The sequence below is a fragment of the Pseudomonas sp. 13B_2.1_Bac1 genome, from assembly GCF_025466155.1.
GTDB lineage: Bacteria > Pseudomonadota > Gammaproteobacteria > Pseudomonadales > Pseudomonadaceae > Aquipseudomonas > Aquipseudomonas aylmerensis.
Genome location: NZ_JANLOH010000068.1, coordinates 133,917 through 150,536, shown reverse-complemented (window position 1 = coordinate 150,536; position 16,620 = coordinate 133,917). Strand labels below are relative to the sequence as shown.

Here is a 16,620-nt window from a genome sequence, read left to right as displayed (position 1 = left end):
AGCGTTTTGCTTACTTTTGCGCTCTTCAAAAGTGAGCCGCTGTAAGAGCGGAACCCCAAGTAGACGTGACCCCAACAACGGATATGTACACCTACAAACAGGGCAAAAGCCATGAGCCTGCTCCCCTACGCCTGGGCCAAATCCCAACGCATCCTCCTGCGTCCCTGCGAGGAAGGCAGGCTACTCACCGTATGCCCCTCGACCCCCGGCTGGTCCATCAGCGAGGTACACCGTCAGTTCGGCCACAGCCGCCTTGAACAGGTGCGCGACGACGAACTCGACGGCCTGCTCGCCAGTGCCTACGCCGACACCGGCAGCGCCGCCGCCGTGGTCGGCGCCGCCGAAAACGAAGTCGACCTCGACCGCCTGATGCAAGACATGCCCGAAATCACCGACCTGCTGGACACCCAGGACGGCGCGCCGGTGATTCGCATGATCAACGCCTTGCTCACCCAGGCGGCGCGGGATGAGGCCAGTGACATTCACATCGAACCCTATGAAACCCATTCGGTGGTGCGCTATCGCGTCGACGGCACCCTGCGTGACGTGGTGTCGCCGCGCAAGGCGCTGCATGGCGCGCTGGTGTCGCGGATCAAGATCATGGCCCAGCTCGATATCGCCGAAAAGCGCCTGCCCCAGGACGGCCGTATCGCCCTGCGCGTGGCCGGCCGGCCGATTGATATTCGCGTATCGACCGTGCCGACCGGGCATGGCGAGCGCGTGGTGATGCGTTTGCTCGACAAACAGGCCGGGCGCCTGCAATTGGAAACCCTGGGCATGGAGCCGCAACTGCTGGCGCGCCTCGATACGCTGATCCGCCAGCCCCACGGCATCGTGCTGGTCACCGGGCCCACGGGCAGCGGCAAGACCACCAGCCTGTACGCGGCCCTGGCGCGGCTGGATGCCAGCACCAGCAACATCCTCACCGTGGAAGACCCGGTGGAATATGACTTGCCGGGCATCAGCCAGATCCAGGTCAACGCCAAGATCGACATGACCTTCGGCCTGGCCTTGCGCGCGATTCTGCGCCAGGACCCGGACATCATCATGATCGGTGAAATCCGTGACCTGGAGACCGCGCAAATCGCCGTGCAAGCCTCGCTCACCGGCCACCTGGTACTGGCGACCCTGCACACCAACGACGCGGTGTCGGCGGTCAACCGCCTGATCGACATGGGGGTCGAGCCGTTCCTGCTGGCGTCGTCGCTGTTGGGCGTATTGGCCCAGCGCCTGGTGCGGCGCCTGTGCCCGCATTGCAAGCAGCAGGACCCGGCCGCGCCCGGCACCTGGCGCCCGGTGGGCTGCGCGCAATGCAACCAGATCGGCTACAGCGGGCGTACCGGGATCCATGAATTGTTCTGCGTCGACGACGACGTGCGCAGCCTGATCCACCAGGGCGCCGGCGAGCAGGACCTGCGCGTGGCCGCGCGCCGCGCCGGGATGTTGAGCATGCGCGAAGACGGCGAGCGCTGGGTGCGCAGCGGCGCCACTGCGCCCGAAGAAATCCTGCGCGTGACGCGGGACGCCTGATGAATCGCTATCGCTATGAAGCCGCCGACGCCAGCGGCAAAGTCGAGGCCGGGCACCTGGAGGCGGACAGCCAGAGCGGCGCGTTTGCCGCGTTGCGCAGCCGTGGCCTGACCGCGCTGTCGGTGCAGGTCGAAGGCAATCAGCCGAATGCCGCCGGCAGCAGCCTGTTCACTGCCAAACTGTCGGACAACGACCTGGCCTGGGCCACGCGGCAACTGGCGAGCCTGCTCGGCGCCAGCCTGCCGCTGGAGGCAGCACTGAGCGCGACGGTGGAGCAGGCCGAGAAAAAACACATCGCCCAGACCCTCGCCGCCGTGCGTGCCGATGTGCGCGGCGGCATGCGCTTGGCTGATGCATTGGCGGCACGGCCACGGGATTTTCCGTCGATCTATCGCGCGTTGATCGCGGCGGGGGAGGAGTCCGGTGACCTCGCCCAAGTGATGGAGCGCCTGGCCGACTACATCGAGGAGCGCAACAACCTGCGCGGCAAGATCCTCACGGCCTTTATCTACCCCGGCGTGGTCGGGCTGGTGTCCATCGGCATCGTGATTTTCCTGTTGAGCTACGTGGTGCCGCAGGTGGTCAGCGCGTTTTCCCAGGCGCGCCAGGACCTGCCGGGCCTGACCCTGGCAATGCTCAACGCCAGCGACTTCATCCGCGCCTGGGGCTGGTTGTGTTTCGGTGCGCTTGTCGGCGGTTTCTGGAGCTGGCGCCTGTACCTGCGCAATCCCGTGGCGCGCCTGAACTGGCACAGTCGCGTGCTGCGCCTGCCGCTGATCGGGCGCTTTGTGCTGGGCCTGAACACCGCGCGGTTTGCCTCGACCCTGGCGATCCTCGGCGGGGCCGGCGTGCCGCTGCTACGCGCGCTGGAGGCGGCGCGCCAGACCCTCTCCAACGACCGCCTGAGCCAATGCGTCAACGACGCCACCGCCAAGGTGCGCGAGGGCGTCAACCTGGCCCCGGCGCTGGCGGTGGAAAAAGTCTTCCCGCCGGTGCTGATCCACCTGATTGCCAGCGGCGAAAAAACCGGCGCGCTGCCGCCGATGCTCGAGCGTGCCGCGCAGACGCTGTCGCGGGATATCGAACGGCGCGCGATGGGCATGACCGCGTTGCTCGAGCCCCTGATGATCGTGGTGATGGGCGCGGTGGTGCTGGTGATCGTGATGGCGGTGCTGTTGCCGATCATCGAGATCAACCAACTCGTAACCTGAATACGGTCAAGAAAGGTGGGAAGGGGCTGCTCAGTTGATTTCGGCGCGGGTCGACATCGCCAGGCCCAACCTCGGGTTCCTCATTCCGTCACATCCAACCGCCCTTGCCACAGCCCGTACCGCCTCCACCCATTACGGGCTGAAACCTCGCTGTCACCTGCGCCCAAAGCGTTCAGAACGATGACGAAAACACCCGAGAATCTTTTAAAAATCAAGGTGTTCCTCCCGAGGTTTTTTCCTATTGCTGTCATCGGAAACTGCGAAATTTCCTACCCATGGCCTCACCCCTCGCCACCCCCGCATCACGGCTTGGGACCGAAGCCATGGCGTCATGCAAGAGCCATCTACCCCAAACGTACAAACACGACGAAAGGAGCTTCTTCATGTTTAAGCGCAACGTTCTCGCGGTATCCATGACCCTCGCTGCACTGTGCTCGGCACAGGCTGCATTCGCTGACGTAAACGGCGGCGGCGCGACCTTGCCACAGCCGCTGTACCAGACTGCCGGCGTACTCACCACTGGCTTCGCCCCGTACATCGGCGTCGGCAGCGGCAATGGCAAGGCTGCCTTCCTGACCAACGACTACACCAAGTTCGTGGCCGGCGTTACCAATAAGAACGTGCACTGGGCTGGTAGCGATTCCAAACTGACTGCGACTGAATTGTCGACCTACGCATCTACCAAACAACCGGCCTGGGGCAAGCTGATCCAGGTGCCGTCGGTTGCAACGTCGGTGGCCATTCCGTTCAACAAAACCGGCAGCGCGAATGTTGACCTGAGCGTGCAAGAGCTGTGCGGTGTGTTCTCCGGTCGCATCAAGAACTGGAGCGGGATTTCCGGTGCTGGGCGTACCGGTCCGATCGTTATCGTGTATCGCAGCGAGAGCAGCGGCACCACCGAGCTGTTCACCCGTTTCCTCAACGCCAAGTGCAACGCTGAAACCGGCTCCTTCGCCGTTACCACCACGTTCGCCAACAGCTTCTCCGGTGGCCTGCCTGCCGGCGCCGTTGCTGCCACCGGCAGCCAGGGTGTAATGACTGCCCTGGGCGCCGCCCAAGGCCGCATCACCTACATGAGCCCTGACTACGCGGCCTCCACCCTGGAAGGCCTGGACGACGCCACCAAGGTTGCTCGCGTCGGTAAAGACGAAGCCAACGGCGTCGAAGGTGTGTCGCCAGCGCCGGGCAACGTTTCCGACGCCATCGCCCAGGTACTGCCACCTAACGACCCAAGCGCTCCGCTGGACATCAACAACCCTGACAACTGGGTGCCAGTGTTCGGTCCAGTGGGCGCGGCCGGCGTTCAACCGTACCCTGATTCGGGCTACCCGATCCTTGGCTTCACCAACCTGATCTTCAGCCAGTGCTATGCCAACGCTGATCAGACCTCCCAGGTACGTGGCTTCTTCACCAAGCACTTCGGCGCCACTGCCAACAACGACGCCGCGATTTCGGCCAACCGTTTCGTGCCGCTGCCGGCTAACTGGAAAGCTGCCATCACCGACACTTTCCTGACGGCAACCAGCGGTCTGAGCATCGGTAAAACCAACGTTTGCAACGGCATCGGTCGTCCGCTGTAACCCACGCCTTCACCGACCTGCAACACCCGATCAGCAACGGCCTGTGCCGTTGCTGATTTTTTTGCGCTACCAGCCCCATGTGAACTTTCCATGACAGAAGTTCAGTCCGGCCCCTCGCCAACCGCCTAACCCTCATACGCGGGCGTGTCTTGCCCCTGGCGAATTACAAACAAGGAAGATCTCCGATGGTCCGCTGCAAATCACCGGTAAACCGCACTGCCCAAGGCCAGAGCGCCCAGACGATCCTGCGCCTCAAACCGTTGGCCCAGGCCATTGCCCTGTTGATGGTGGCGGGCAACGCCCAGGCGGCCACAGCCTTCAGTTCCGGCTGGTTTGCCGACAAGGGCGCGTCCCAGGCGGCGACGGCGGCGCGCACCGGGGCGGGCCAGGTGCCGGGGATTCCATCGCTGAACCAGCAGGCGCGGGTCAAGCAGCAGTTGTCGCGCTCGATCAGCACGCTCAATACCAGCGTCGCGGCAATTGCGGCGCAACAAGCGGCGCAGGCGGCAGGGCGCCAGGCGGCCTTCGGCCAGGTCTCGACCGTTCCCGATGGCCTGGGCAAGGGCGGCCTGCAGGTCGACAACAGCCTCACCCAAGGCTGGACCAACGCCAAGGGCCCGGTGCAGACCCAGGCCGGCGGCAAGACTACGGTGACCATCGAGCAGACCGCCGACAAGGCGATCCTCAACTGGGAGACCTTCAACGTCGGGCGCAACACCACGTTGGATTTCCAGCAGCAGGCCAGTTGGGCCGTGCTCAACCGCGTCAATGACCCCAATGCGCGCCCCAGCGAGATCCAGGGCCAGATCACCGGCGCCGGCACGGTGATGATCATGAACCGCAACGGCGTGGTCTTCAGCGGTACCAGCCAGGTCAACGTGCGCAACCTGGTGGCCGCCGCCGCGAACATCACCGATGAGCAATTCACTCAACGTGGCATTTACGTGGACGCCACCGGCACCCAACCGACCTTCACCGATGCGGCGGGCAAGGTCGAGGTTCAGCGCGGTGCACTGATCCAGACCCACAGCCCGGCCACCTCCACCGACGCCGGCGGCTATGCCTTGCTGCTCGGCACAGAGGTGGAAAACGCCGGCACTATCAACACCGCCAAGGGCCAGGCCACCCTGGCGGCCGGCGACAGTTTTTACATCCGCAAGGGCGTCGGCACTACCGGCAATGACCGTTCGACCACCCGTGGCAATGAAGTGGCGACCAGCCTCAACGCCGGCAGCAGCGCCGGCAAGGTCACCAACAGCGGCTTGATCATGGCCTCGACCGGCGACATCACGCTGACCGGGCACCAGGTGCAGCAAAATGGCGTGGCCCTGGCCAGCACTTCGGTGGACACCCGCGGCACGGTCCATTTGCTCAACGCCGCCACCGACACCACCGGCAGCGTGACCCTGGGCGAGGGCAGCACCACTGCGATCCTGCTGGACAGCAGCGGCAGCACCGCGCTCAACAGCCAGAAAGGCAATGGCCTGGTCAACCTCGATGGCACGCCCGCCAACCTGGTCACCGGCGCGTTCAACAATCTCAGCGCGGTGGCCGACCGCACCGACCAGTCACGGATCGAGATCGTCAGCGGCGGCACCGTGGACTTCCAGAAAGGCTCGATCACCCTCGCCACCGGCGGCCAGGTCGCGGTCAGCGCCGCTGGGCGCAGCCTGGTGCGCGACGGCGCGATGATCGATGTGTCGGGTGCCGTCGGCGTCAAGGTGTCGATGGAATCCAACAACATCAAGATCAACGTGCAGGGCAACGAGCAGCGCGATGCGCCGGTCAACCGCGATGGCGGCCAGTTGATCAACAACGATGTGTGGGTCGACCTGCGCGAGCTGGTGTTTGTGCCGGCGGGCACCAACGGCTATGCCACAGACCGTTGGTACACCGCCGGCGGCTTGCTGGAAGTCGGCGGCTACCTCGGCACCCAGGGCCACTCGGTGGGTGAATGGATGGCCCAGGGCGGCACGGTGACCTTCACCGGCAAGGAGGTGGTGACCCAGCAGGGCGCGCAGATCAACCTGTCCGGCGGCACCGTGGATGTACAGGCCGGTTATATCCAGCAGACCTGGCTCAAGGGCCCCAATGGCCGCTTGTATGAAGTCTCCAGGGCGCCGGGCGATATTCTCTATTCGGGTTTCTACAAAGGCTATGAAGACACCAGCGCACGCTGGGGCCAGACCGAGTACTACTACAACCCGCTGATCGCGCCGCAGCGCCGCTACGAGGCCGGTTATACCGTGGGACGCGACGCCGGCAAGCTGGTGGTGGGCACCACCAGCGCGGTGCTCGAAGGCCAGTTGATCAGCGACGTGTTCCAGGGCGACCGCCAGACCCAGGCGCCGAACATCAACCTCGATGGCTACCAGCAATCGCAGAAGGCCCGGGCCCAGCGCGCGCAACTGATCATTGGCCAATACATCCCGATCTACAACAAGACCACCGGTACTTTGCGCTATGCCCTCAGCGGCAGCACCGACCAGGTCCTGATCGACAGCAATACGCAGAAGATTGCCGATGGCCTCGACCTCAGCACCGCCTTGCCGGCGGATCGCCAAGGCACGCTGGTGCTCGACAGTGACCAGCTCAATGGCTACCAGTTGGGCGCGGTCAAGGTTGGCGCCACGCAGCAGATCACCGTCAATGGCGCGCTGAAGGTGGCGGACGGGGGCGACATCACTCTGTTCGGGCCAGGCGTAGCCATCAATGCCAACCTCACGGCCCATGGTGGCAGTCTGAATGCGGGCAATATCCTCAGCCAGGTCGACCCGCTCAAGGCGGGGGCGGTCGGCGATACGATCCTGGCAGGCAACGGCCGCCTCGACGTGGCCGCCGGCGTCAGGCTCGACACCAGCGGACGCTGGAACAACCTGCTGCTGGACCCAGCCGACGTGGGCGGCGTGGCCTCGGTGAACGGCGGCAAGGTGTCGTTGCGCAGCACCGGCAATGTGCATCTGGCAGCCGGCAGCGTGGTGGATGCATCCTCCGGTGGCAGCCTTGGCCTCGACGGCAAGCTCGCCGGCGGCAAGGGCGGTGACGTGACCGTAGGCGCCCTCGGCAACCTGGCCCTGGACGGTGAAATCCGTGGCTATGGCGTCAACGGCGGCGGAACACTGGCGCTGCAGGCGCGCAAGGTGCAGATCGGCGACAGCGCCACCGCACCGACCGCCGACACACTGAAACTGGCGGGCGATTTCTTCAACAAGGGCTTCTCGGCCTATGACATCACCGGCAACGAAGGTTTGCTGGTCACCGACGATACGCGCGTGGATGTGACCACGCCGGTCTATCGCCTGGGCGAGCAGACCTCGGCCAGCCCCACGGGCAGCGACCCGGCCACGGCCCTGGAGCGCTGGACACCGGCGCTGTATCAGGAAGACGCCACCAAGGGCGTGCTGACGCAACGGCGCGGCGCCAGCCTGACCTTGACGGCAGGGCATCAGGAATCCACGGCGGCCGAACTGGCGACGACCACGCTGAATGTGGGCAAGGGGGCGGTGATCAACGTCGACCCTGGCCAAGGCATTAACCTGCGCAGCGTCGGCCAGTTGACCCTCGACGGCACCCTGAATGCCTGGGGCGGCAGTGTCAGCCTGGGCGGCTTGACGGTTCCGGCTTCCGAACTGGTCAACGCTGGCGGCCACGGTCGTTCGATCTGGGTCGGCGAAAACGCGCTGATCGACGTCGCCTCGCGGGCCGTCACGGCAGTGAGCAATCGCGGCAGTGTCTACGGCCAGGTCCGCAATGGCGGCACCATCAGTATTGGCGGCGACATCGATCTGGCCACCGGGATTGCCAAGGCCAGCGACCTGTTTGTGGTGGTGCGCGACGGCGCCCGCCTGGACGCCTCCGGTACACAGGCGGCCCTGGATATCCCGGGCCAGGGCCGGGTGCAGGTGGCAAGCAATGGCGGCCGCATCAGCTTTGCGTCCAACAACGGCCTGTACCTGGATGGCAGTTTTGTAGCGCGCGCCGGTGGTGCAGGGGCGTCGGGCGGCAGCTTGTCGCTGGCGCTGGAAAGCCCGTACTACGCCATGAGCGCGGTGACCGACCGTGTGCTCAACGTCCGTGAACTGGTGCTCAGCCAGGCCCACCAGGGCAGCGCATTGCCGGGCAGCGCCGACGCGGCCGCCGCCAGCCTGGCGTACGGCCATGGCGCGCTGGGCGTGGACCAGGTGCGTGCCGGCGGCTTTGACAACCTGGCCTTGCTCAGCAATGGCCTGCTGAGTTTTGACGGTGATGTGTCGCTGACCATGGGCCAGAGCCTGCGCCTGTACAGCGGTGCCATGGGGCTGACTGAAACGGCGGCGGCCAATTCCCGTATCAACCTGTCGGCGCCTTACCTGCTGCTGGCGGGCATCCTCGCGCCGCTGGACCCGAACAAACAACAATACCTGCATCCGGTGTTGACCAGCGGCATGTCTCAACGTGACAGCCAGGCGCTGTTCAATGCCTCCGGCAACCTGGTCGACGTGCGTGGCAATGTGCTGTTCAGCAACAAGAGTGACCTGACCCTGAGCGATAGCAGTCAGGTGAGTATCGACCGTCGCGGCTTCGATGATGTGCAACTGACCAGCCAGGGCGACCTGCGGTTTCTGGTGGGGGCGGGTGCGGATGTGATCGCTACCGGCATCAGCACGCAACTGATGACGCGCGGTGATATGACCTTGCGCGCGGCCCAGCTGTACCCGGCGACTGAGGTCGGCGCGAGGGTGATGGCGGGCTATCTGGACGCTGACAATGACACCACGGGATATAACTACGACCCGACACGCACCCTCACCATCGCCCGTACCGGCAACAGCACCGCTGGCGTGCCGTACTCGGCGTTCGGTCGCCTGCAACTGGGTGGCCCGACCATCAAGCAGGGCGGGGTGGTGCGTGCGCCGCTGGGGCTGATTGAGATCGGCAGCCTGGGCTCCAGCAAAGTTGAACTGCTGCCGGGCAGCCTGACCTCGGTGAGCGGCAGGGGCCTAGTGCTGCCCTACGGCGGTACGGTGGACGGCCAGATCTATCAATACAACGGCAAGACCGTGACGTTCCTCGGGCAGGGCGGGATACCGACGCTGAACGGTGGCCTGCAGGTCGGCGTGGTTCTTGGCGGTGAGTCGGTGGCGGTGCTGCCTGAGGCCACTGTGGACCTGTCCGGCGGCGGCGAGTTACTTGGCGCCGGGTTTATTTCCGGGCGCGGCGGTTCTACCGACGCCCGCTACAACCCGTTGATGCAGATCGGAGCCAACGGCGGTTTTGTGCTGCCGGGCCTGGGCACCAACCCGGTCTACGCGATTGTGCCCGGCGTGCAGCCCGGCTACGCACCCGTGGCGCCGGAGGGCGGCGCGGTCGATCCGTTGATCGGCCAGCAAATCACGATTGGCGCAGGGGTGCCGGGGCTCGCGGCGGGCACCTATACCCTGATGCCGTCGACGTATGCCTTGATGCCGGGCGCGTTCCGAGTCGAAATCAACGGCTTGGCCGGGGCCGCAGGCGTGGGGCCGACCCAGCAGATGCGCAACGGCTCGTGGTCGACTGCGGGTCGGCTGTCCATCGCCAATACCGGGATCAGCAACAGCATTGCCAGCCAATTGATCCTCACGTCGGCCGATACCTTGCGCCGTTATTCCCAGTACAACGAAACCAGTTATGCGCAGTTCGCGGTGGCCGACGCCGCCAGGCTCGGCGTGCCTCGGGCGATGCTCGAGCGGGACGCCAAGACCCTGGAGCTGGCCTTGCGGCCGGGGGCCGGTGCGGATGCCTTCTCGTTCCAGGGGATCGGCCGTTTCGATGCGGCTGCCGGCGGTTACGCCGGTACCGTGGCGGTGCTCAACATGGACAACAGCGAAATCGAAGTGGTGGCGGCAGGCAATGCGGCCACAGCGGATTTCGCTGGCGTCACCGTGGATGCGGCGAGCCTCAATGCCCTGGGTGCCGCACGCCTGATGATCGGCGGCATGACCCAGGTCTCGTATGGCCAGAACGGTGGCTACATCAACCTGGCAAATATGCCCAGCGGCTCGGTCACCCTGCGTACGGGGGCGACGTTGGCCGCGCCGGAAGTATTCCTCTTGAGTGCTGACGGGGAAATCGTGGTGGAGCAGGGCGCGTCGATCAATACGATCGGGCGCGGCAAGGCCAGCTATGACGCACGTGATGGTTTTGTCTACAGCGTGGGCAATATGCTCGCGGTCTCCAATGGGTTGCTCAATGTGGTCAGTGCGCCCGCGGGTAGCAGCAGCGGCGGGATCAAGCTGGGCACCTGTGCCGGCGACCCTTGCAGCGGGCAAACCGCTCTCTACTCCGAGGGCAGCATCGTCGCCTTGACTGACAAGACCCTGCTGATGGGCGACGAGGTGCGTTACGGCACCCGGCACCTGAACCTCGGCGTCGCCAGCATCAACGTCGGCAGCCCGCAGGCCCTGGCTGACGCTGCCGCGGCTAATCGCCTGCCGGCGGGCCTGACCCTCACCCAGCAAGTGCTCGACCGCTTGCTGCGCGGCGACACTCAGTTCGGCGCCCCGGCCCTGGAAACCCTGCAACTGTCGGCACGCGACAGCTTCAATTTCTACGGATCGACCACCCTCGACACCTACGACGCGGTCACGGGCAAGTCCCTGTTGAACAATCTGATGCTCTCCACCCCGGCGATCTATGGCGCGGGAGGCGCGAATGATGTGGCCACCATCCACACCGCCAACCTGATCTGGCAGGGCGCCGAGGCAGCCCCCGGCACTGTGGTGGCTGGCGGTGCCGGCACCGGCACCGGGCGCCTGGACATCAACGCCGAGCGCATTACATTCGGCTATGGCGAGTTTGCCCAGGCCAGTACCACCGCCACCTTGAACCGCCTGGCGCTGGGCTTTGCCAACGTCAACCTGAATGCCAGCGAGCGCATCACCGCCAACCACAAGGGCAGCCTCTCGGTGTATCAGAGCCAGGGCGCCTACGACGCGATCAAGGGCTTTGCCTACAGTGGCGGTAACCTCAATATCCTCACGCCACTGATGACCGGCGAAGCCGGCTCGGTGAACAAGATCACCGCCGGTGGCGCGATTGATGTCAGCGCCTCGTCGGGGCCGGTGGGCAAGGTGGAGGGGCTTGGCGGCGAGTTGTCGCTGCAGGGCGACAGCCTGCGCCTGGCCAGCGCGGTGGTACTGCCCAGCGGCAAGGTGACCCTGGGCGCCCGTGGTGATGTGGTGCTCACCGACAACGCTTCGATTGATGTGTCCGGTCGCGCCATCGTGTTCGACGACCTGACCAAATACAGCGCGGGCGGCGACGTGGTGCTGCAAAGCAGCGCGGGCAATGTGCGGCAGGCCACGGGCTCGACCATCGATCTCTCGGCCACCTTCAACCAGGCGGGCAAGCTGCGCGCCGTGGCGGTGGGCGACGCGGCGGGCACCGTCGACCTGGCGGGCAAGATCCTCGCCGGCAGCAGCGGCTACTACGATGCCGGCGGCACGCTGGTGCCGTACCTGGCCGGCGCGGTGGAGATCCAGGCCCAGCACCTGGGCGGCAGCGGCAGCCTGAGCGAGCGGTTCGCGGCCATCAACCAGCGCCTCAACCAGGGCGAGGTGTTTGGTGCGCGCAGCTTCCAGCTCAAGCAGGGCGACTTGACGATTGGCGACGGCGTCAAGGCCAATACCGTCAATGTCTCGGTGGACAATGGCAGCCTGCTGGTCACCGGCCGAGTGGACGCCAGCGGCGAACGCGTCGGCAACATCAACCTGGCCGGCAAGAACGGCCTGACGCTGGCCGGCACGGCGGTACTCGACGCCCATGGCACGCAATTGCGTGTCGACAGCTACGGCAAGATCATCGATTCGCCGAACCGCGCCAGCGTGATCCTGGGGTCGGGCACTGGCCAACTGACCCTGGCCGATGGGATGCGCATCGACCTGCGCCATGGCACCGAAACCGCCACCGGCAATGACGGACGCAACCGGGGCACCCTGGAACTGAATGCGCCCCGCGTGGGCGCCAATGACATTGCCATCGACGCCAGTGGGCGCCTGACGATCCAGGGTGCCCGTTCGATTGCCCTCAACGGCATGGCCACCTACACCGATGCGCCGGTCGGCACCGACACCACGGCCACCGGCCGGCCGTATCAAGTCGTCACCCAGCAATACCTGGATGACCTGCATGCGTTGAGCACCACCTACATCAATGCGGCGCTGAGCAATACCAACCTGACGCAGACCAAGCTGGCCGGCCTGAACAACGCGACCTACGGCGATAGCTTCCACTTGCGCCCCGGTGTGGAAATCGTCAGCAACAGCGCTGACGGCGACCTGGTCGTGCAAGGCGACCTGAACCTGTCCGGGTATCGCTACGCCAGCCTCAAATCGGTTCAGCCCACCGAGGCCGGCAGCCTGACCCTGCGCGCCGGTGGCGACCTGAATATCTACGGCAGTATCAACGATGGCTTTGCAGCGCCGGCCGCGACTGCGGATGACAACGGCTGGGTACTGCGCGCCGGTGTCGACTTCACCGGTGGCACCGTGGTGGTGCCGGGCAACGGCGTGACGCTGGCGGACGGCACTACGTTCCCCGGCGGCGTGGCCCTCAACTTCGACATCTCGATCAAGGCCCGCAGCCTGCCGGCCGGCACCCGCTTGCCGGCGGCGGCAACCCTCAATGCGACCCTGGCACTGCCGGCCGGTACCGTGTTGGCGGGCGCGGTACGTAATGCCGCGGGGACCGTGCTGTACCCGGCGGGAACGATATTGACCCAGCGCGTGAGCTTGCCGGCGGGCAGCATCTTGGACGCCGGCACCGTGCTGGTCAGCCTCACCAGTGTGCGCATCATGACCTGGCCTGCGGGAGTCCCGTTGCCGGGGGTATTGGGCAGCACCGCGACGGTGATCCTCAATGGCACCAAGCCGCTGCCCCGTGGCGCGTTGTTGCCGGTGGGCACCAACGTCAAGTTGCCGGGCAATGCCACCTCGGTGCAACTGCGTGTGCCGGGGGCGGATGGGCAAGGCAAGCTGTGGGCGGCGGCGCCGATGCTGCCCGCGGGCTCCGAGGCCTGGTCGATGCGCCTGGTGGCCGGTGCCGACACCCAGGCAGCCGATAGCCGAGCGCTGCAACCGCAGCCGCAGGCCGGTAACCTGCGCCTGGCCGACAGCCATTACGGCGTGTTTGGCCCGAGCAAGATCGTCGGCGGCAGCACGCGTTTCAGCGTGATCCGCACCGGTGCGGCGGACCTGGAGTTGCTGGCCGGCGGGGATTTGAGCATGGAATCGCTGTTCGGCGTCTACACCGCCGGCAGTGCCACGACCGCCACAGCCGGCAGCCCGGCGGGCGCCTGGTTCCCGGAGGGGGGCGGCAACCTGTTGTTGAAGGTCGGCGGCAACCTGACCGGCAACATAACCAGCAAGGCGCGCTCCACGGGCGGGCGTCCGGTAACGACCGATGGCGAGGTGGATTCGGCCAACGTCGGCAATTGGCTGTGGCGCCAGGGCAACGGCTTGAGCGGCAGCCAGGCGCAATCCACCGCGTGGTGGATCAACTTTGGCGCGATGGTGCCCGTCGCAGGCCTCGCGGACCGGATGGTGGGCTTCACCGGGTTCGGCACCCTGGGCGGCGGCAACCTGAATGTCGAGGTCGGTGGCGATGCGGGGATGCTCAAACCGCTGACGGGCTACGTGGCCGCCAACGTCAGCCCGCGCAGCACGGGCCTGGTGCTGGCGGTAGGCAGCACCGGGCGGGTCGCGGCCGATGGCAGCCTGCAACTCACCGGGGGCGGTGACTTGAACGTGCGGGTGGGCGGGGCGGTCAACCCTGGCAGCCAGATCGCGCTGGAGCATCTCAATGGTGCGGTGGTCGACCTGCGCGGGCATGTACAGATGACGGGCGGCGCCCTGGGTAGCCTGACGTTGCGCTACGGCAGCCAACCCAAGGATCAAAGCCCCAGCGAAATCCGCGCCTACGATCCGAGTCGCTCGACGTCTGCGGCCGCGACCGGGGGCTGGAGCCTGCTGCCGGGCGATGCGACCTTCAATTTGGCTACGCGTGGGGACCTGGTGCTGCAGGACGTGGCCGATCCGGGACGCGCGCCGCAGATGAATGTCCTTGCGTATGAGAACAATGGGGTCAGTGGCGTTGGGCAGAGCTGGTTCAGCTTGTGGACCGACCGCACGGCCATCGACCTGTTCTCCGCCGGGGGCAATCTCACGCCGCTGACCGATACCGCCGAGTCGGATCTGGCGGCGGTGTATCCAGCGACGCTGCGTGCAGTCGCGGCCAACGGCAGCCTGTACTACGGCCGGGCTTCGACGTTGAACACGAACGTATTGCCGCCGCTCAAGGCGCTGGTATTGGCGCCGTCGACCGACGGCCAGTTGCAACTGCTGGCGGGGGATTCGATCTATGGCGGCGACCTGACCATCAGCCGTTCCAGTGCGGCTCCGGACACTTTGGCGAGCATCCTGCACCCGGCCTTCCAGGGCTTTATCGGCGGGCGAGCGGACGTGGGCAGCGGCAACGTTTCCACCGACGCCAACGTTGCCAGGCTGGGCATTTCGTTCCCACTGTTTGCCTTTGGTCCAAACACCGCCAGCACCCAATGGGGCGATGCCCTGGAGCCCGCGCGCTTCTATGCCATGACGGGGGATCTGCTGGGGGTCAACAGTGGGCGTTCGCTGACGATGACCACGGCCGACGATCCGCGTCTTGGGCAAACCTATTTTGAAGGCGCAGGCGCGGTCTGGATGCGGGCCGGGCGCGATATCGTCAGCAGCAGTACCGGCCTGGCAGGGGCCAGCGGTGGCGACGACAGTACCGGTAGCTACACCTTCGCCGGCAACCTGTTCGTGCACAACAGCCCCACCGACATCTCCATCGTCAGCGCCGGTCGCGACATCCTCTACAGCAGCTTCAACGTCGCCGGCCCCGGCAATCTGGAAGTGAGCGCCGGGCGCAATATCCTGATGGAGGACAAGGTCGGTATCACCAGCCTGGGCGCTGTGGCGGCGGGCGACACACGCCCCGGCGCGAGCATCGTGATGCAAGCCGGCGTCGGCGCCAACGGCCCGGATTACCGCCGCTTCGTCGAACCGTACCTGAACCCCGCCAACCTGGCGCAACCGGGCGAGTCGTTGCAGGGCGGCAAGGTGGCCAAGACCTACGAAAACGAACTGGTCGGCTGGCTGGCCGAGCGCTTCGGGTTTGTCGGCAACAGCGACCAGGCCCGCGCCTACTACGCCAGCCTGCCGGCCGAGCAACAACGGGTGTTTGCCCGCGACGTGTACTTCGCCGAACTCAAGGCCGCCGGCCGCGAGTACAACCAGGACGGCAGCGTGCGCCAGGGAAGCTACCTGCGTGGCCGCGCGGCGATTGCGGCACTGTTCCCGGACAAGGACGTGGCCGGCAACCCGCTCACCTACAAGGGCGATATCACCCTGTTCGGCGGCGCGGGCGTGCACACCAACTTCGGTGGTTCGATCCAGATGCTCACGCCGGGCGGCAGCCAGACCTTCGGCATCGAAGGCGCCGCACCGCCGTCCACCGCCGGTGTGATCACCCAGGGGGCCGGCGATATCCAGCTGTATTCCCTGGGCAGCATCCTGCTGGGCCAGAGCCGCATCATGACCACCTTCGGCGGCTCGATCATGGGCTGGACCAGCGAAGGCGACATCAACGCCGGTCGGGGCTCCAAGACCACCGTGGTGTACACGCCGCCCAAGCGTGTCTATGACAACTGGGGCAACGTCGGCCTGTCGCCATCGGTGCCGAGTACCGGTGCGGGGATCGCCACGCTCAACCCGATCCCGGAAGTGCCGGCGGGGGATATCGACCTGATTGCGCCGATGGGCACCATCGATGCGGGCGAGGCGGGCATTCGTGTGTCGGGCAACGTCAACATCGCTGCCTTGCACGTGGTGAACGCGGCCAACATCCAGACCCAGGGCAAGTCGTCCGGGGTGCCGGTGTCGGCCACCGTCAACACCGGGGCCATGAGTTCGGCCAGCGCGGCAGGTGCGGCGGCGTCCCAGGCGGCGGAAGACGCGGCGCGCAGCCAGCAGTCGGCGGCCAAGCAGGGCCGGCCGTCGATCATGACCGTGGAAGTGTTGAGCCTGGGCAGCGAGCCCTTGCCGCAAGAACCGGCGCCCGCGCAGAAGACCTCGGGCTACAACCCCAACAGCCCGGTGCAGGTCCTGGGCGCGGGGCCGCTGAGTGAACAGGCGCGGGCCCGCTTGACCGACGAGGAGCGCAAGCAGATCAGTTTGTAGCTTTACAGAAGGACCTCTCGATGTACCTTTGGGGCGATCAATGATCGCCCCGTTTTTTTGGCT

Annotated in this window: 4 protein-coding genes; all 4 read left to right on the top strand. The window is 65.9% G+C overall.

Features of this window, described 5'->3' with window-relative positions; genetic code table 11:
* Nucleotides 1-111 precede the first annotated feature (111 nt).
* Nucleotides 112-1,530, top strand: coding sequence for a type II secretion system ATPase GspE (gspE, locus tag NTD80_RS16810; protein WP_106804361.1), 1,419 nt, complete (start codon nt 112-114; stop codon nt 1,528-1,530).
* Nucleotides 1,530-2,741: a type II secretion system inner membrane protein GspF gene (gene gspF, locus NTD80_RS16805; RefSeq protein ID WP_262134354.1), complete on the top strand. Its 1,212-nt coding sequence runs from the start codon at nt 1,530-1,532 to the stop codon at nt 2,739-2,741. The genes gspE and gspF overlap by 1 nt, the downstream gene beginning before the upstream one ends.
* Nucleotides 2,742-3,124: 383 nt before the next feature.
* Nucleotides 3,125-4,321, top strand: coding sequence for a substrate-binding domain-containing protein (locus NTD80_RS16800; protein ID WP_065905927.1), 1,197 nt, complete (start codon nt 3,125-3,127; stop codon nt 4,319-4,321).
* A gap of 185 nt (nt 4,322-4,506) precedes the next feature.
* Nucleotides 4,507-16,557: a filamentous haemagglutinin family protein gene (locus tag NTD80_RS16795; protein WP_262134353.1), complete on the top strand. Its 12,051-nt coding sequence runs from the start codon at nt 4,507-4,509 to the stop codon at nt 16,555-16,557.
* Nucleotides 16,558-16,620 lie beyond the last annotated feature (63 nt).

Coding starts and splice junctions, on each gene's coding strand:
- gspE (WP_106804361.1), top strand. CDS start 112: ATGAGCCTGCTCCCCTACGCCTGGGCCAAATCCCAACGCATCCTCCTG.
- gspF (WP_262134354.1), top strand. CDS start 1,530: ATGAATCGCTATCGCTATGAAGCCGCCGACGCCAGCGGCAAAGTCGAG.
- NTD80_RS16800 (WP_065905927.1), top strand. CDS start 3,125: ATGTTTAAGCGCAACGTTCTCGCGGTATCCATGACCCTCGCTGCACTG.
- NTD80_RS16795 (WP_262134353.1), top strand. CDS start 4,507: ATGGTCCGCTGCAAATCACCGGTAAACCGCACTGCCCAAGGCCAGAGC.